This window comes from Sphingomonas edaphi, from assembly GCF_003583725.1.
In the GTDB taxonomy this organism is placed as follows: Bacteria; Pseudomonadota; Alphaproteobacteria; order Sphingomonadales; family Sphingomonadaceae; genus Sphingomicrobium; species Sphingomicrobium edaphi.
Genome location: NZ_QXTF01000001.1, coordinates 859,952 through 877,171 on the forward strand (window position 1 = coordinate 859,952; position 17,220 = coordinate 877,171).

A 17,220-nucleotide genomic window follows, 5' to 3' on the forward strand; every position below is an offset into this window, starting at 1 on the left:
ATGATCCCGGCGGCCGAAGCCATCGCGCGCTTCGCCGCCGGCCTCGACGCGCTTCTTCCCGCCGATAAACGGCTTGGCGTCGCCGTCTCCGGCGGCGCGGACAGCCTCGCCCTCCTCCTGCTCGCCAAAGCCGCCCGACCGGGACGGGTCGAAGCGGCTACGGTCGATCACGGCTTTCGCGAAGCCAGCCGCGCAGAGGCGGAAAAGGTTGCTGCCATCTGCGACACGCTTGGCATTCCTCACACCATCCTCACCGCCGACTGGATCATCCCCCCGTCCGCAAATATGCAGGCCGAGGCGCGAGCGATGCGCTATCGCCTGCTCGCCGATTGGGCGGAAGGTCGCGGTCTGTCCGCCGTCGCCGCCGCCCACCATGCCGACGACCAAGCCGAGACGTTGCTGATGCGCCTCGCTCGCGGCGCGGGCGTTCGCGGGCTCGGCGGCGCCCGTCCCCGCCGCTCGCTGACCGAACGGGTAATGCTCGTTCGTCCGCTGCTAGGCTGGCGCAGGGCCGACCTCGCCGCGATCGTCGAAGCCACCGAAATGGAAGCCGTTGACGACCCGACCAACCGCGATCCGCGCTATGATCGGTCGCGCTTCCGCCGCGTGCTGGCCGATGCAGACTGGGCCGACCCCTCCCGGCTTGCCGCCAGCGCCGCCGCGCTTCGCGATGCCGACGAAGCGCTCGACTGGGCCCTCGCCCCGCTGATCGAAACGCGGCTGATGCACGACGAACCCGGCGTGACGGTCGACCCTTCCGGCCTGCCTAGGGAGCTCCGCCGTCGCCTGCTGCTTGCCGGCTTCGCCATGCTGGCCGCCCCCGTCCCGCGCGGCCCTGACCTTGTCCGCGCGATGGCTGCGCTGGAGGCTGGCGAAACCGTCACGCTATCTGGCCTGAAGCTGCAGGGGGGCGACCACTGGCGATTGGCGCATGAGCCGCCGCGAGGCCGCTAGGCTTGAATGCTATCGGTGTCACGGCGTCGATCAGGCGTCTGCGGTTACTTCTGCCAATGCCTCAAGCAGCGCTTCGGCCGCCGCCTCGCTCGACGGCGGATTCTGACCTGTAATGAGAAGGCCGTCGCGCACGACATGGGGCTGGAAAGCACCCGCCTTGCTGAACTTCGCGCCGAGTTGCTGTAGCCTGTCTTCCAGTAGGAACGGAACGACGTCAGTCAGGCCAACAGCCTCCTCCTCTTCGTTCGTAAAGCCAGTGACGGACTTTTCGGCCACGAGCGGACCACCGGCTTGCGCCTCGACATTCTGCAACACCGCCGGGGCATGGCACACCAGCGCCACCGGCTTTCCATCGGCCAGCGCCTGCTCGATCAGCGCCTTTGATTGCGCATCTTGCGCGAGGTCCCACAGTGGGCCGTGGCCGCCCGGATAGAAGATTGCGTCGAAGTCCGCTGACAGCACTGATGCCAGCCGCTCCGTGGAAGCGAGCTGCGCCTGTGCTTCGGCGTCGTCCTTGAAGCGCCGGGTAGCATCCGTCTGCGCATCCGGTTCGTCGCTCTTCGGGTCTAGCGGAGGTTCCCCCCCCTTCGGACTGGCCAGGGTAATTTCGTGGCCGGCGTCCTTCAAGACGTAATATGGCGCAGCAAATTCTTCGAGCCAGAAGCCAGTCTTCTTGCCGGTGTCACCCAACTGATCGTGACTGGTGAGAACCATGAGGATCTTCATGCGCCTATCTCCATCTGTCGCCCGCCCTACACGGAGATAAGAACACGGCAGCTGCTTTCCAGCCTCGCCGGAGGGTTCAAGAATTACGGTCCTACCCCGTCCGGCCGCCTGTGCCATGCCTACGTCGGGTCTTTTCAACGGAATACCGGGTGGGCTGCCATGTGCGCATGCCAAGGTTACAAAGTTGGCAGAGTTTACGCCCCCTTCCACGTAAGCTTCGGTGACCTTTTGCGGCTATGGTGGCAGACGAAAAGCATGGCTTCGTTACAGGACAATTCCCGAGAACTCCGGCGCGCAATCGTAATCGGCAGTTCGGGCGGCATCGGTGCGGCCTTGGCGAAAGCGCTCGGCGAAAGAGGGCTTGCGGTGACCGGACTCTCACGGTCGCATGGTGATGCGGCGGACGGCTCCGGTATCGACATAACTGACGAAGCCAGCATCGCTAGCGCCGCGGCCCGGTTGGTCGGCAACGCTCCCTTCGACATCATCATCGTCGCCACAGGGTTGCTGCACAACGCGAATGTGGCGCCGGAAAAGACGTATCGCAACCTAAGGACTGAAACCCTGCTTGACTATTTTGCCGTGAATTCCGTCGGTCCCGCGCTAGTGGCGAAGCACTTCATTCCTTTGCTGCCTCGAAAAGGCCGCTGCGTCTTCGCTGCCCTGTCGGCCCGCGTCGGCAGTATCTCGGACAACCGGCTCGGTGGCTGGTACGGCTATCGCGCCTCGAAGGCGGCGCTCAATATGCTGGTCAAAACGCTGGCGATCGAAGTGCGGCGAACGCGCTCCGATGCGGTCTGCGTCGGCCTTCATCCCGGCACCGTAGACACGAAGCTCAGCAAGCCGTTCCAACGCAGGGTACCGCGGGAGCGGCTGTTCACCGCCGAGCAATCGGCCGCGAGCCTCGTCGACGTGATCGAGCGCCTGACCCCGGCCCAGTCGGGTGATTGCTTTGCGTGGGACGGTGCACGGATCAGGCCCTAGCGCCCGAATCCCGCCGCCATTCCATTGTTATTAAGGCAGATGCGCCTATTTTAGCGGCGCATAGGAGATTCAACGAACGTGGACGAGAAGAACCAAGGCAAGAAGCCCGGCAATCCCTGGACCAAGTCGCTGCTCATCTGGGTGGCAGTGCTGTTTGGGCTGGTGCTGTTCGTGCGCGCTTTCGATAGTGGCAGCGCCGCGCAAGGCGACCCCCTAGCCTATTCCGAATTCGTGAAGCAGGTCGACGAAGGCAATGTCCAGTCAGTCACCATCGCCAATTCGGCGTCGGGCAATGTGACGGTCAGCGGCAAGCTCGCCGACGGCAAGGCCTTCCGCACGATCGCTCCGGCTGATGCCAACGTCTCCGATCGGCTGATTTCCAAGGGCGTCGGTGTCGCCGTAAAGGCCGAAGAACAGTCGAGCGTCTGGCTAATCCTTCTCTACCAGTCCCTGCCCTTCTTGCTGATCCTGGCGATCAGCTTCTTCGTCATGCGCCAGATGCAGAAAAATGCGGGCGGGGGCGCGATGGGCTTCGGTAAGAGCCGCGCCCGGATGCTAACAGAAAAGCAGGGCCGCGTGACCTTCGCCGACGTCGCCGGCATCGACGAAGCCCGCGAAGAACTTCAGGAGATCGTCGAATATTTGAAGGATCCGGGCAAGTTCGCCCGTCTCGGCGGCAAGATCCCGAAGGGTGCGCTGCTGGTCGGCTCGCCCGGCACCGGCAAGACGCTGCTCGCCCGCGCGATCGCGGGTGAGGCAGGCGTTCCCTTCTTCACCATCTCCGGCTCCGATTTCGTCGAGATGTTCGTCGGTGTCGGCGCTAGTCGCGTGCGCGACATGTTTGAGCAGGCGAAGAAGTCAGCGCCCTGTATCCTGTTTATCGACGAGATCGACGCCGTCGGCCGCCATCGCGGTGCCGGCCTTGGCAACGGCAATGACGAGCGCGAGCAGACGCTCAACCAGCTGCTCGTCGAAATGGACGGCTTCGAGGCGAACGAGGGGATTATCATCATCGCCGCGACCAACCGTCCCGACGTACTCGACCCCGCCCTGCTGCGTCCGGGCCGCTTCGACCGCCAGGTGGTCGTGCCGCGTCCCGACATCGACGGCCGCGAACAGATCCTCCAGGTCCACATGAAGAAGGTTCCGCTGGCACCCGACGTGGACGCCCGCGTCATCGCGCGCGGCACGCCGGGTTTTTCGGGTGCAGACCTCGCCAACCTCGTCAACGAAGCGGCGCTGCTGGCCGCCCGCAAGGGCAAGCGCCTCGTCGCCGCACAGGAGTTCGAGGAAGCCAAGGATAAGGTGCTCATGGGCACCGAACGAAAGTCCATGGTGATGACTGAGGACGAAAAGAAGATGACCGCCTATCATGAGGCCGGTCACGCCATCGTCGCTCTCCACGAACCGGCATCGGACCCGATCCATAAGGCGACGATCATTCCGCGTGGTCGTGCGCTGGGCATGGTCATGCGACTGCCGGAACGCGATAGCTACAGCTATCACCGCGACAAGATGTACGCGAACCTCGCCGTCGCCATGGGCGGCCGCGTCGCGGAGGAAGTGATTTTCGGCCACGACAAGGTCTCGAGCGGTGCGTCGTCTGACATCCAGTATGCGACCGGCCTTGCCCGCGACATGGTCACCCGCTGGGGCATGTCGGACGCGCTCGGACCACTGCAATATGCGGAAGCCGACGAGGAAGTATTCCTCGGCTATTCGATGAACCGCCAGCGGCAGATGTCGGACGAGACCGCGCGCGCGATCGACAAGGAAATCCGTCGCATCGTCGAGGCAGGCTACGATCGCGCCAAGTTCCTGTTGAAGGAACATAGCGACGAGCTGGAATCGCTCGCTCAGGCACTGCTGGAATATGAGACGCTCTCGGGCGATGAGATCAAGACGATCCTCGACGGAGGGACGATCGATCGCGGCTCCTCGAACAAGCCCCACCTGCCGGCGGCCGGATCGTCCATTCCGAAGTCGAAGCGGCCAAAACCCGGCATCGGCGGCGCGGCGCCAGCGGGCGCTTGATCCTTCAGTTAAACTGGCATGCGGCGCCTCCCTGCCCTAGTCGATAAGACTAGCTGAAGAGGCGCTGATGCATTGGACAGTGTTGCTTGCTGCGGGGGTGGTGGCCGCTTGGCCCGCTGCCGCCAGCGCGCAAACCATGAATGCTGAGGTCTTCTACCAGAAAGCCCTAGCGCTTCAGAAGAAGGGGCCGATGGCCCTTTTCTCGGGCGACGTGAAGCTTCTGATGAAGGAGGGCAAGGCGGCCGGCGAACGGGCAAGGGCACATCGCGTCACCGCCCAGCGTGAGGGCCGCCCGGTCCGCTACTGCCCGCCGCCCGGCAAGCAGTCTCTGGGCTCGACCGAATTTATGAAGCGGCTTGGCGCCATTCCGCAAACCGACCGCGCGCGCATCGACATGACCGAGGCAATGACTCGGATCCTAGTCATCAAATTCCCCTGCCTGAAAAGCTAGTCGAACGTCCCCATCCCAACCAGGCTGGCCGAAAAGAGTCCCACAACGACCATTGCGAATACGGTCAACAACACCGTCCGCCACAATGCGCCGCCTCGGCCCAGCGCGTAGGCGCCCTTGAGCTGGCGGTACATATGGAACGGCGGGATCACCCACAGCAGCCCCGCCGCGCTCGTCATGCCGATCGAGCCAAACAGCAAGCCGGCTACGACCAGCAGGCTCATGAAGCAGAGCGAGTAGGTGACGAACACCGTATGATCGTACAGCCGGAAGCAACGGCTAAAGGGGAACAGCATCCAAACGAACGGCACCGACAGCGGGATGATCAGCCAGCTGAACTTATAAGCATTTGTCTTCAGCTTGTAGGCAATCAGTTCCGGGTTCTTCGACGCCTTGCTCACCCCGCTCCCGATCCATCCGGGCAGGCCGTCCAGCTGCAATTCCGCGGTATCGATCTTGCCCGTCTTCACGCCCTCGATCGCATTGATTTCCTTCTTCAGGTCGCCAATCCGCTCGTCGAGTTTTGCCACGGGCTGGCCGGCATTTTCCGCCGCAGCGCGCTCCGCTTCCAGCTTGGCCAGCTTCGCTTGGCTATCCCGAATCTCCTGTTCCATGCCGATCTTGGCCTGCTCGGGAAAACCGCCCAGCCCGCCGAGCATGCTTGCGGCAGCAAACATCAGGAAAACACTAAACAAAAACAATGCGATAGGCGAGACAAACTTGGCACGTTCTCCCTCGATGTAGCGCCGCGTCAGCTCTCCCGGTTTCCACGCCAGCAAGGGCAACGTCCGCCAAGTCTTCCCCTCGAAATGCAGCACCCCGTGAAGCAGGTCGTGAAAGAACGCGGTTAGCGTTCGGTGGATATGCGCGTGCTGCCCGCACGCATGGCAGAAGTCCCCCGTAAGCGGCGTCCCACAATTCAGGCAGTTGCGCTCGCGCGTATGGCCGTCCTGTCCGACCTCGCCCGCCTTCGGTTCGAAGGCACGGCCCGCCATCGCCCCCGTCACGACTTCGCCGATCGCTTCGAATTCACCCATTGTGGTCCCCCTTGTCCCATCATAATCCCGGGCAGTGGCGTGGGTCGAGAGGGGATGCTAGCCAGCGAAGCGAATGCAGCGCATCGGTCTTCTCGGCGGAAGCTTCAATCCCGCGCACATCGGGCATCGGCGTTTGAGTCTTGCGGCAATGGAAGCGCTCGGCCTCGACGAAATCTGGTGGCTGGTGTCGCCGGGCAACCCGTTGAAGCCGGGGGCCGGCATGGCCCCGTTCGAAGCGCGGCTTGCATCGGCGCGGCTCATGGCGCGGCGCAGCCGCATCTTGGTCAGCGGTTTCGAGGCGAAGGCCGGCACCCGCTACACGGTCGATACGATCGAAGCGCTTCTCGCCCGCTATCCGAGAAAGCAGTTCATCTGGTTAATGGGTGCAGACACTGTGGCCCAATTCCACCAGTGGAAAGACTGGCGGCGACTGGCTCGCATGGTGCCGATTGCGGTGCTTTCCCGCCCGGGCTATGATGACGATGCCCGCGCGGCGCGCGCGATGGGTTGGTTGCGACGGTTCGTCCACCCCGCAGCCATGGCAAGGAGCTGGACGGACTGGAGTGCACCGGCGATTATTTTCCTTCGCCTGCCGCCCGACCGAACCTCCGCCACTCGCCTGCGCGCGCTAAACCCTGACTGGCACCGCCGATTTTCCAATATTGTACGGCGCGCGTCATCCACACCGAAGGAGTAACCTTGGCCGATCCCGTGAATGCGCCTGCCGCTGCCTCAGCCGAGCCGGTTGACGTCGAGGCGCTGCACAAGCTCGTCATGCAATCACTCGACGATGACCAGGCGGTCGAAGTCGTGTCGATCCCGCTTGCCGGCAAATCGTCGATTGCCGACCATATGGTCATCGCGTCGGGCCGCTCGTCGCGCCAGGTTGCGTCGATGGCCAACAAGCTGGCCGACAAGATCAAGCAGCAGTTCGGCCGCATCGTCCGGATTGAAGGCTTGCCAGTTGCCGATTGGGTGCTGATCGACGCGGACGACGTGATCGTCCACCTGTTCCGGCCCGAAGTTCGCACCTTCTACAACCTTGAGCGTATGTGGGCCTTTGGCGACGAAGCCGCGCCCAAGGCGGCGACGCCCGGCGCCTGACCGGCAGGTGCTGCTGCACATTGTCGCCCGGGGAAAAATTGGCCGCTCGCCCGAGGCGGAGCTGACCGAGCGCTACCTGAAGCGCATTAACTGGCCAACCAAGGTCACCGAACTGCCCGACCGCGGCGGAACATTGCCCGACGCCGCATCCAAAGCGATAACGGTCGTGCTGGACGAGCGAGGCAAGACCCTCTCTTCGACCGAGTTCGCGAGGATACTGGAAGGTTGGCGTGACGCTGGGCGGCGCGAAGCGCGGTTCCTTATCGGAGCCGCCGACGGCCATGACGAGAGTCTGCGCGACGATGCGGACCTGCTGCTCTCATTCGGCCCCGCTACCTGGCCGCACATGCTCGCCAGGGCAATGCTGGCTGAGCAATTGTTCCGCGCGACCAGCATCCTTGCCAATCATCCTTACCATCGGGACGGCTGATGCGACGGGCCGTCCTGTTCTTTTGCGCCCTGCCGCTGCTGGTTTCGACTGCCAGCGCGCCGGTGCCGCCGGAAACACTAACCGCCGACGCTTCGCTCAACCGGGCAAAGGCCGAAGCTGAAATCTCGGTCCGGCATTTGATCCAACTCGAAAAGCAAGCGGAGAATGCCAGTGACGAAGCGGCCAAGCTGAGAGCCCAACGGTTGGCAGCCGCTGCAGCTATCGACGCCGCCGAAGCGCAAATCAGCAAATCCGTCGCAGAATATCGCCTCGCCCGCGCCCGAATCGCCTTGGCCGAGCAGCAATTGGCCCGAAAACGGGCCCCGCTGGCAGCATTGCTGGCCGGTCTTGCACAGATGGGCAGGCAGCCGCCGCTCCTGAGCCTCGCGGATCATGGATCCATCGACGAAATCGTCCGGGTAAAGGCGCTGCTTGATTCGACTTTGCCCGCCATCCAGCGGCAAAGCGCGGCCGCAAGCGCCAAACTTAAACAGCGCCAGCAACTGGCAGCGCAGGCCTATCGGTTGCGGGCCACCCTCCAGCGCGATCGCGCCGCGCTGCGAGCGCAGCAAACGCGCTTCGCTGAGCTGGAAGCGAACGCAACCGCCCGCGCCGCTCGTCTCTCCGGCGAGGCCTTTGGTGCGGGCGACCGCGTCCTTGCCGCGGGCGAAAGGTTGAGCACTGCCAGCAGCACGGCGAGCGAGCGCAGGGCAGCGGCGCGGGTAGCAGTAGAGCTAGCCAATTTGGACTTCGCTACGGCACGGCCGATGCCCGGCGATGCACCGCTTTCCGTCCCCGATTTTCACTATGGGCTGCCGGTAACGGCTCGGGTAGCCGACGGTTTAGGTTCGGTTAGCCGGAGCGGCATTGTTTCGCGCGGCGTGCAATTCGACACCGCCCGCGGGTCGCCGGTCGTCGCGCCGGCGGACGGAACGGTCGCTTTCGCCGCGCCATTCCGCGGACAAGACGGTCTGGTGATCATCGACCATGGTAAGGGCTGGACCACCCTGCTGCTGGGAGTTGCCAGCGATAAACGCCGGGGGACACGGGTCGCGCGGGGTGAGTCGATCGGCCGTACTCTGGGGCCTGTCGGCGTCGAATTGCGTCGCGATGGGAAGCCGGTTTCGCCCGCCTTCATCGCAGCTTCATCTCCCCCGCTGTCAAATAGCGCCAAGAGCCGCTAATCTGCGCCGCGACTGACTGTTTAGGATCCGATTATGCAACGCCTAGCCAAGCTTCTTCCGCCTCTAGCGCTGGTGGGCGCACTGGCGATGGTGCCGGTCGCGACGACAGCGATGGCGGCCGCCGAGTCGGATACCCAGAAGGAGCTGGAGACTTTCTTCAGCGTTTTCGAACGGGTCCGCGCCAACTATGTCGACAAGGTCGACGACCACACGCTGATCAAGGGTGCGATCGACGGCATGCTAGCAGCGCTCGATCCGCACAGCAGCTATGCCGAAGCGTCGGACTTTACCCAGCTTCGCACGACCACCGAAGGCAATTACGGTGGCCTCGGCTTGACCGTGTCGACCGAGGACGGCGCGGTGAAGGTCATCACCCCGACCGAAGATACACCGGCGGATCGCGCCGGCATCAAGGCCGGGGATTATATCACCCATATCGATGGTGAATTTCTCTACGGCTACTCGCTTGACGAGGCAGTCGAAAAGCTGCGCGGCGCGCCGGGCAGCAAGGTCAAGATTACCATCGTCCGTCCAGGTCGCGACAAGCCGTTCGACGTCAGCCTGACCCGTGAGCGGATCGAACTCAAGCCCGTGAAGTGGGAAGTGAAGGACAACGTCGGCGTCATCAACATCAACGGCTTCTCGGCACAGACTGGCGAGCTGACCCGGCAGGCGCTGCTGAGCATCGACAAGGCGACCGGCGGCCGTTCGCTCGGCTATATCATTGACCTGCGCTCCAACCCGGGCGGGTTGCTCGATCAGGCTATCGAAGTCAGCGATGCTTTCCTCGAACAGGGCGAGATCGTCTCCGAACGTGGGCGCGAGGCCAACGATATCGAGCGTTTTTACGCCAAGCCGGGCGATCTGGCGAAGGGCAAGCCGGTCATCGTCCTAGTCGACGCAGGCTCCGCCTCGGCGGCCGAGATCGTCGCGGGCGCGTTGCAGGACCACCGTCGGGCAATCGTCATGGGAGAACGCAGCTTTGGCAAGGGATCGGTACAGAGCGTAATTCAGACCGGGCCGCAGTCGGCACTGCGCCTGACCACGGCGCGTTACTACACCCCATCGGGCAAGTCGGTTCAGGCCGGCGGTATCAGCCCGGACATCGATGTCCCGCAGCTCAGCGACGAAGACTTCAAGACCCGGCCGAGGCTTCGGGAAGCGGACCTCCGACGCCACCTCGTGAGCCAGGCAAAGATCAAGGACGAGGTGCTGGAGGATGACAGTCGCCCCGACCCGCGCTTCACGGCGACCGCTGCTGACCTAAAGAAGAAGGGGATCGAGGATTACCAGCTCGATTATGCACTTAAGGCGCTGAAGCGGCTCGCGCCTGCTGCTCCAGCACCGGCGAAGACCGCTGTCCGCTGATGCTTGCTCCGGCAATGCCCGAAGGGGCGACGAGCCTGAAGCAGGCACGCATCCTGGCGCTACTGGTGCCTGCTGCATTGCTCGGCGGAGCGCTGTTCTCCCAATATGTTGGTGGGCTCTACCCTTGTGAGATGTGCTACTGGCAACGCTGGCCCCATGGCGCTGCAATCGTTCTGGCGCTTGGCGCGCTATTTTCTCCCTTGTCGGCGCCGCGTACCAAGGCGCTGACATTGCTTGCCGCCGCGGCGATTGCGATTTCTGGCGCAATTGGCGTGTTCCATGCGGGCGTCGAGCTGGAGCTATGGGAGGGCATCACCACGTGCTCGACCAACGGCGCGACCAGCCTTGAAGATATTCTGAATGTGCCGTTGGTCCGCTGCGACCAAGTGCAATGGACATTCCTTGGAATATCTCTGGCAGGATGGAACGCGCTCTTTTCGCTAGGTAGTGCTGCGGTCATCGCATACCTCGCGAAGCGAAAGGGTCGCACGTGAGCGACTGGCAGCCCGGTGACCGACGTCCGGATACCGCAGCGATGCTGCGCGTAAACCAGGCCGGCGAATATGGCGCCACGCGCATCTACGCCGGCCAGCTTGCCGTACTGGGCCGGGGCTCCGCTGCCGCGCACCAGATTGCGCGTATGGCGACCCAAGAAGAGCGTCACCTGGCACGCTTTAACAAGCTGATGTCCGAGCGGCGCGTACGCCCAACCGCGCTCCAGCCGATCTGGAGCGTTGCCGGTTTTGCGCTGGGAGCAGCTACCGCCTTGCTGAGCGAAAAGGCTGCAATGGCCTGCACCGATGCAGTCGAGACTGAAATCGACAAGCATTATAGCGAGCAATTAGAACAACTTGGCGAGTCCGATCCAGAACTGGCTGCGGATATCGCCGAATTCCAGGCAGAAGAACTTGAACACCGCGAAACCGCTCGGGAACATGGGGCGCAGGAAGCGGTCGGCTATCCGGTATTGAGCGCGGTGATCCGCGCCGGTTGCCGCGTGGCCATTGAATTGTCGAAACGGGTTTGACGGGAACCGGCGGGGCGGTTCAACCGCTTTGCAATCCGAAGGGAAAGCACATCAGCATGTCGAAACTGCCCTACCTGAGCTTGGCCGCCGCGATCGCGTTTCCGGCGACGATCACGCCGGCGCCGGCGATCGCGCAGAGCGGCAACATCAGCGAGATCATCGTCTACGGCACCGATCCCTGCCCGCGCTCAACCGACGACGAAGTCGTGGTTTGCGCGCGAAAGCCCGAAAGCGAACGCTACCGTATTCCGGAAAGGCTTCGGTCCGGCGGGTCGCTGCAGTCACGCGAAAGCTGGGCCAACCGGGCGATTGCTTTCGAAACCTATGGAAAGACTGGCATCAACAGCTGTTCGCCCGTGGGTCCCGCCGGCTTCACCGGCTGCACTCAGCAGCTGATCAACCAGGCCTTCCGCGAAAGGCGTGAAGAGGTGGAAGGCAATACGGCGCCGGAACAATAGTCTCTGCCGCATGCGGCCTAATGCGAGAATTCGCAGCGATAAAAAGAGGTTAGACAATCACACTTTTAGAACATAGTGTGAACATATGACCTCGCTCGATACCCGGCAAAAGCTCGCGATCCTTGCGGATGCCGCCAAATATGACGCGTCTTGCGCGTCGTCGGGGACGGTGAAACGGGACAGCAGGGGTGGCAACGGCGTCGGGTCCACAGAAAGTATGGGCATCTGCCACGCTTACGCGCCGGATGGCCGTTGCATTTCGCTCCTTAAAATTCTGCTAACCAACAGTTGCATTTTCGACTGCCATTATTGCATCAATCGCAAAAGTTCGAACGTCCGCCGGGCGCGTTTCACGACGGACGAAGTCGTCCAGGTGACGCTCGCTTTCTACAAGCGCAACTACATTGAGGGTTTGTTCCTTTCTTCAGGGATCATCCGCTCGTCGAACTATACGATGGAGCAGCTGGTCGAAGTGGCGCGCAGCCTCCGCGAGGATCATGATTTTCGGGGCTATATCCATCTGAAAACCATTCCCGATGCCGATCCCGGATTGGTCAGACTGGCGGGCCTTCATGCCGACCGGGTCTCAATAAATGTCGAGCTCCCGACGCAGGACGGCCTTACGCGACTAGCGCCCGAAAAGGATTCCGGGCGCATCGAGGGCGCAATGCGCGACATGAAAGGCGCGATCGAGGATGGCTGCGACGCCAGGCGCAAATATCGAAGCGCGCCTAAATTCGCGCCAGCCGGACAATCGACCCAGATGATCGTCGGTGCCGATGCCGCCAATGACCGCGACATCGTCCGGCGCGCCAGCCACCTGTATGACCGCTTCTCGCTGCGCCGCGTCTATTATTCCGCCTTTTCCCCCATCCCTTCGCCCAGTGCCGTTCTGCCGCTGAAACGGCCGCCGTTGATGCGCGAGCATCGGTTGTATCAGTCCGATTGGCTGATGCGATTTTACGGGTTCAAGCCCTCTGAAGTCGCCAGCGCGACGGACGACCTGGGGATGCTCCCCCTCGATATCGACCCAAAGCTGGCGTGGGCCCTGAAATTTCGGGAGTCTTTCCCCGTCGACGTTAATCGGGCTCCTCGAGAGTTGCTACTGCGCGTCCCGGGTTTTGGAACGAAGGCGGTGAACCGCATCATTTCCTCGCGACGCTGGCGAAAGCTCGGCCTTGACGACATATCGCGGCTAACCCTGTCGGTAGCCAAGGTGCGGCCCTTCATCATCACGACCGATTGGCGACCGACATTGCTGACAGACTGCGCCGATTTGCGATCGCTTGTCGCGCCCAAGGCCGAACAATTGGACCTGTTCGCTTCCTGACTCGTTTCACGGGCTGAACAAAGAGGAGGCAATCATGGCGACGGATATTTTCGATCGTTTGAAACAGGATCACGACAAGCATCGTCAGCTGATCGATGCAATTAAGGAAACGACCGGCGCGAGCGACGACCGCAAGGCGCTTTTCGAGGAATTCAAGACCGACGCAATGGCCCATGCCGCCGCCGAGGAAGGGACGCTATACGTGGCGATGATGGAAGATCCGGAGATCCGACAGGACGCTCAGCACAGTGTGAAGGAACATGCCGACATCGGCATGCTTTTCGTTGAGTTGGACGAAATGGAAATGGGTTCGTCTGGCTGGCTAAACAAATTCAACAGCCTTGCGGAAGAATATACCCACCACATTGATGAGGAAGAGGAAGAGAAGTTTCCGAAAGCTCGCGAGGAACTGCGCGAGGATTTGGCAGTCGAACTGAAGACGGCGTTTGAGGATCGCAAGCCAATCGAGGTCGCACGGGTGCGGGAAGGCGCGGACGTCGACGAGATCAAACATGCAATCGAAGAGGAAGAGGGCGCCAAATAGGGCGCAACAATGCGGTGATTCTCGAAACTTACCGCGCCCTGCTTGCGACCGCCGACGATTTCGAGGGTTGGCGCGACGCCGCTCGTGGACTGGCCGAAGCGGGGGTGCCCCCTTCGGCGGTGAGTTGGCAGGTGATGGGACAAGGTACCGATCTATTTGGGTGGCTGCCCGACGCACCGTTGGCGCCGCCGGGCCCGAGTTTCGCAGTTCCGCGGCCCTTCATCGATTTGGCGAAGGCGGCGATATGCCATTCCAACCCAGAACGGTTCGGCCTGCTTTACGGGCTGCTCCTCAAGCTCCGCGATGATCGCCTCGCAATGGAAGATCGCGCCAACCCATTGGTGGAGCGATTGCATCAAATGGCGAAAGAGGTTCGTCGAGATGCGCACAAGATGCACGCATTCGTCCGCTTCCGAGAAGTGAAGGACGAAGAGGGAGTCCGGTTTGTCGCCTGGTTCGAGCCGGATCATCATATCGTTCGCAGGGAAGCGGGCTTCTTTGTCCGGCGCTTTTCCAACATGCGCTGGTCGATTCTGACGCCGGAGCAATCGATCCATTGGGATGGGACCCGACTGACTGAAGGGCCGGGCGCAAGACGAGCCGATGCGCCCGATGGAGATCCCGTCGAGGAGACTTGGAAGACCTATTACGCGTCAATCTTCAATCCCGCGCGGGTCAAGGTGAAGGCCATGACCAAGGAGATGCCAAAAAAATATTGGCGTAACATGCCCGAGACTGCGCTGATCGGCGACCTCCTGGCGGGGGCACAGGCGCGGGAGGCCGCAATGATCGAAAGGAGCGAAGCGATGCCGCGCCGGTCCAGCAACATTGCCGCGTCATGGGAAGCGCTGAAGGCGGAAGCCGCGCGCTGTACCCGCTGCAAACTCTACAAATGTGCCACCCAGACAGTGTTCGGCGAAGGCTCCCTTGACCCAACCATCCTATTCGTTGGCGAACAACCCGGAGACCAAGAGGATTTGGCCGGCCATCCGTTCGTCGGGCCGGCGGGGCAATTGTTCGATGCGGCACTGCAGGAAGCCGGGATCGACCGGTCAACCACTTACGTCACCAACGCCGTCAAGCATTTCAAGTTCGTCCAGCGGGGCAAGCGCCGCGTACATAGCAAACCGGACGCGGGTGAGATTGAAGCCTGCCGCTGGTGGATCGAGCAGGAACGCGGGCTCATCAAGCCGCCGCTGACGGTCGCGCTGGGCGCGACCGCCGCACGGTCCTTGATCGGCAAGATCGTTACGATCAGCAAGGTCCGCGATGAGCCGCTGACGCTCGCGGACGGGAGTGAGTGCTGGATCACTGTCCACCCGAGCTTCTTGCTGCGCCTGCCCGATGAGGAGGCACGTTTAAGCGAACGTGCGCGCTTTGTGGACGACCTCAAGCGGGTCCGTAAACGGGCTACCCAACTAATTCGTTAGAAGCCAAAGCGGATTGTGGCCTTGGCGTTTCGCGGTGCACCCGGGGCGATGTTATTGTCGCTATGCGCAGTCGAGAAGTAGTCTGCGCCTAAGATATTCTCGACATTGAGCTGGGCCTCGATGTCACGCGTAAGCTTGTAAAATAGCGCCCCGTCGACGCGCACATAGCCGGCAAGCTTCACGGCATTGCTGATCGATGCATATGAATTCGACCGGGCGATCAGACCCAGACCCGCGGCAAATTTCGGGGAGAAACTGTAGCGGCTCCACATAGAAAAACTGTGGCGCGGAACCAGCGGAACTTCGCAATCGGCCGCGTCGGGGTTGCAAGCCGTGGTGCGTTCGCGGATTTCCGCCTTTTGGTAGGCATAGCCAGCCGAGATTTGCCAATGGTCGCTGATGCTGCGCTCAAGGCCCAACTCAATTCCCCGGCTCCGCTGTTCCCCGGTCAGGACGAACGTTCCGGATACCGGCCCGGGCGATCGGGTATTCGTACGATCCAATTGATAGATGGCGGCCGTCGCCAGTAGCCCAGCGATCGGTTCCCATTTCGCGCCGAATTCGTAATTGTCGAACCGCTCCGGCTTTAACGCCTTCGTGTTGATGTCTAGGCCGCTGAACTGGTCGCCCGACTGGGGCAAGTAAGAACGCGAATAGCTGGCGTAGATTGAAAGGTTCAGTTGCGGCTTCAGGATAACGCCAAGGCGGGGCGACCAAAGCTCGTCGCGGCGGCGAAACGTGCCGCCCTCGGCGCGCAGGTCGTCAACATTCAGCTTAAAGCTGTCAAACCGCAGGCCGGCTACGATCTCCAGCCAATCGGCAGGCCGGAACTGGTCCTGAAGGTAGACGGCGGCCACGGTACCCCGAGTGCTGTTATTGACGTCTGTCAGGCTCGAGTCGAATGTGACGTCGACATTGACCGTTGGATCGCTAATCGAGACTACATTGTCGCCCGGCGCGAAGCTCCCGCTCCTGCGATGGTTACGCGAATTTTGATGTCCGGCCTCCAATCCGAAAAGAAGGGTCTGGTCGATACCCCCAAGCGAACCTTTCCAGATCAGGTCATTCTGGCTGAATAGGTTATGACGGTTATTCCGGTTGTTGTACGCACCAAGCGTGACCTGACCGGCCGAGTTCACCGCGCTGTTCGGGAAAATATTCTGATAAAATTTGTTGTAATCACCGATAAGCGTCCGGCTGCGGAGTGTTAGTGCATCGCTAAATCGATGCGCGATCGCCATCATTCCAAGGTGAACGTTGGCGCGGGCGTAGCTGTCTTCCGGATCGCCGAAAAAGCCGTTGTCGTGGCCGTCCAGCGCCATGCCATTTTGTGACGGGACGCCGCGGTCGGCAGTCCTGCGATCATGCAGATATTCGTATGACAGGTCGATGCGCGTGTCCGGGCCGGCCAAGATACCAACAGTGGGATTCAGCCCGTAGCGGTCCAGGTCGACGCGGCGGCGGAAGCTGTCACCATTCTCGTACATGCCGTTTACCCGCAAGCCTACACTACGACCAAGGGGATGGTTGACGTCACCGGTGAACCGGACGCCGCCATATGTGTCACTAGATAGGCTGAACTGGTTGAATGCGTTAAGTGCCGATCGCTTCCCAACACGGTTGACCACGCCACCGCCGCCGCCCCGGCCAAAAATCATTGCGTTGGGCCCACGCAAAACTTCAACCCGGTCCGCATTGTACAGGTCGCGGAAGTACTGAGCGTCATCCCGGATTCCATCGACGAAGAAATCGGCCGTCGTGTTGTTGCCTCGAAGCGTGATTTGGTCGCGGTTGGCCTCGCCGGTCCCGGGCGTCGCGCCAGGAACGAAGTAGAGGACGTCGGCAATAGAGCGCAGCTGCTGATCTTCGATCTGCGCTTCCGAGACCACGGTCATGGCCTGCGGGATGTCCTTGACCTCCGTATCGGTCTTGGTGCCGGTTGACGTCGAGCGAACACCATATTCCTCGCGCTGGCCAACTACGACGATGGGGTCGCTCTGGTCTACCCCATGGCCCGTCACAACTAGTTCAGCGGCTTGGCCCGGGGACGCAAGAATGGATGTGCCTAGGATCAACGCGAACGACGACGACGAACGAACCATTAGATTGTGCCCTCCATAATATGATGGGCAGCTATCGTTATTAATAGTCATTCGCAA

The 17,220-nt window shown here is 61.9% G+C and carries 18 protein-coding genes; 15 read left to right on the forward strand and 3 right to left on the reverse strand.

What is annotated here, in order from left to right; translation table 11 throughout:
• Positions 1 to 954 (forward strand): tRNA lysidine(34) synthetase TilS, encoded by a 954-nt coding sequence (tilS, locus tag D3M59_RS04420; RefSeq protein ID WP_233543129.1) that lies wholly within the window; start codon positions 1 to 3, stop codon positions 952 to 954.
• A gap of 30 nt (positions 955 to 984) precedes the next feature.
• Here tilS and D3M59_RS04425 read toward each other — a convergent pair whose 3' ends face one another.
• Positions 985 to 1,680, reverse strand: coding sequence for a type 1 glutamine amidotransferase domain-containing protein (locus tag D3M59_RS04425; protein WP_119531942.1), 696 nt, complete (start codon positions 1,678 to 1,680; stop codon positions 985 to 987).
• Between the two features lie 255 nt (positions 1,681 to 1,935).
• On the opposite strand from D3M59_RS04425, the gene D3M59_RS04430 reads away from it, so the two are divergent.
• The 3 genes from D3M59_RS04430 to D3M59_RS04440 all read left to right on the forward strand — a co-directional run bounded on the left by D3M59_RS04430 (position 1,936) and on the right by D3M59_RS04440 (position 5,149).
• A complete protein-coding gene (locus tag D3M59_RS04430; RefSeq protein WP_119531944.1) occupies positions 1,936 to 2,664 on the forward strand; it encodes an SDR family NAD(P)-dependent oxidoreductase in 729 nt (242 codons plus the stop codon).
• Between the two features lie 78 nt (positions 2,665 to 2,742).
• Positions 2,743 to 4,698, forward strand: coding sequence for an ATP-dependent zinc metalloprotease FtsH (gene ftsH / locus D3M59_RS04435; RefSeq protein WP_119531946.1), 1,956 nt, complete (start codon positions 2,743 to 2,745; stop codon positions 4,696 to 4,698).
• A 67-nt stretch (positions 4,699 to 4,765) separates the two neighbouring features.
• A complete protein-coding gene (locus tag D3M59_RS04440; RefSeq protein WP_147416699.1) occupies positions 4,766 to 5,149 on the forward strand; it encodes a hypothetical protein in 384 nt (127 codons plus the stop codon).
• On the opposite strand, the gene D3M59_RS04445 is transcribed toward D3M59_RS04440, so the two are convergent.
• Positions 5,146 to 6,186: a DUF3667 domain-containing protein gene (locus D3M59_RS04445; RefSeq protein WP_119531950.1), complete on the reverse strand. Its 1,041-nt coding sequence runs from the start codon at positions 6,184 to 6,186 to the stop codon at positions 5,146 to 5,148. The two genes, D3M59_RS04440 and D3M59_RS04445, sit on opposite strands and share 4 nt — an antisense overlap.
• 73 nt (positions 6,187 to 6,259) lie before the next feature.
• On the opposite strand from D3M59_RS04445, the gene D3M59_RS04450 reads away from it, so the two are divergent.
• From D3M59_RS04450 to D3M59_RS04500, 11 genes are all read left to right on the forward strand, one after another.
• Positions 6,260 to 6,883 (forward strand): nicotinate-nucleotide adenylyltransferase, encoded by a 624-nt coding sequence (locus D3M59_RS04450; RefSeq protein ID WP_119531952.1) that lies wholly within the window; start codon positions 6,260 to 6,262, stop codon positions 6,881 to 6,883.
• Positions 6,884 to 6,960: 77 nt separating this feature from the next.
• Entirely contained in the window at positions 6,961 to 7,290 is a 330-nt protein-coding gene (gene rsfS, locus D3M59_RS04455; RefSeq protein WP_119532869.1) for a ribosome silencing factor, read from the forward strand.
• Positions 7,291 to 7,297: 7 nt separating this feature from the next.
• Positions 7,298 to 7,720: a 23S rRNA (pseudouridine(1915)-N(3))-methyltransferase RlmH gene (locus D3M59_RS04460; RefSeq protein WP_119531954.1), complete on the forward strand. Its 423-nt coding sequence runs from the start codon at positions 7,298 to 7,300 to the stop codon at positions 7,718 to 7,720.
• Entirely contained in the window at positions 7,720 to 8,904 is a 1,185-nt protein-coding gene (locus D3M59_RS04465) for a murein hydrolase activator EnvC family protein (protein WP_119531956.1), read from the forward strand. Before D3M59_RS04460 ends, D3M59_RS04465 begins: the two co-directional genes overlap by 1 nt.
• 33 nt (positions 8,905 to 8,937) lie before the next feature.
• Positions 8,938 to 10,272: a S41 family peptidase gene (locus tag D3M59_RS04470; protein ID WP_119531958.1), complete on the forward strand. Its 1,335-nt coding sequence runs from the start codon at positions 8,938 to 8,940 to the stop codon at positions 10,270 to 10,272.
• Positions 10,272 to 10,766, forward strand: coding sequence for a disulfide bond formation protein B (locus D3M59_RS04475; RefSeq protein WP_233543130.1), 495 nt, complete (start codon positions 10,272 to 10,274; stop codon positions 10,764 to 10,766). The genes D3M59_RS04470 and D3M59_RS04475 overlap by 1 nt, the downstream gene beginning before the upstream one ends.
• Complete coding sequence (locus tag D3M59_RS04480; protein WP_233543131.1) at positions 10,763 to 11,299, forward strand: demethoxyubiquinone hydroxylase family protein; 537 nt, start codon at positions 10,763 to 10,765, stop codon at positions 11,297 to 11,299. Before D3M59_RS04475 ends, D3M59_RS04480 begins: the two co-directional genes overlap by 4 nt.
• A 56-nt stretch (positions 11,300 to 11,355) precedes the next feature.
• The gene (locus D3M59_RS04485) at positions 11,356 to 11,757 is read left to right on the forward strand and encodes a hypothetical protein (RefSeq protein WP_147416700.1); all 402 of its coding nucleotides are present in this window, start codon (positions 11,356 to 11,358) and stop codon (positions 11,755 to 11,757) included.
• Positions 11,758 to 11,842: 85 nt separating this feature from the next.
• Positions 11,843 to 13,087, forward strand: a complete 1,245-nt coding sequence (locus D3M59_RS04490; protein ID WP_119531964.1) for a putative DNA modification/repair radical SAM protein — start codon at positions 11,843 to 11,845, stop codon at positions 13,085 to 13,087.
• Between the two features lie 34 nt (positions 13,088 to 13,121).
• Positions 13,122 to 13,631, forward strand: coding sequence for a hemerythrin domain-containing protein (locus D3M59_RS04495; protein ID WP_119531966.1), 510 nt, complete (start codon positions 13,122 to 13,124; stop codon positions 13,629 to 13,631).
• Between the two features lie 14 nt (positions 13,632 to 13,645).
• Positions 13,646 to 15,061, forward strand: a complete 1,416-nt coding sequence (locus D3M59_RS04500; protein ID WP_233543132.1) for a UdgX family uracil-DNA binding protein — start codon at positions 13,646 to 13,648, stop codon at positions 15,059 to 15,061.
• Here D3M59_RS04500 and D3M59_RS04505 read toward each other — a convergent pair.
• Entirely contained in the window at positions 15,058 to 17,163 is a 2,106-nt protein-coding gene (locus D3M59_RS04505) for a TonB-dependent receptor (protein ID WP_119531968.1), read from the reverse strand. The two genes, D3M59_RS04500 and D3M59_RS04505, sit on opposite strands and share 4 nt — an antisense overlap.
• Positions 17,164 to 17,220 lie beyond the last annotated feature (57 nt).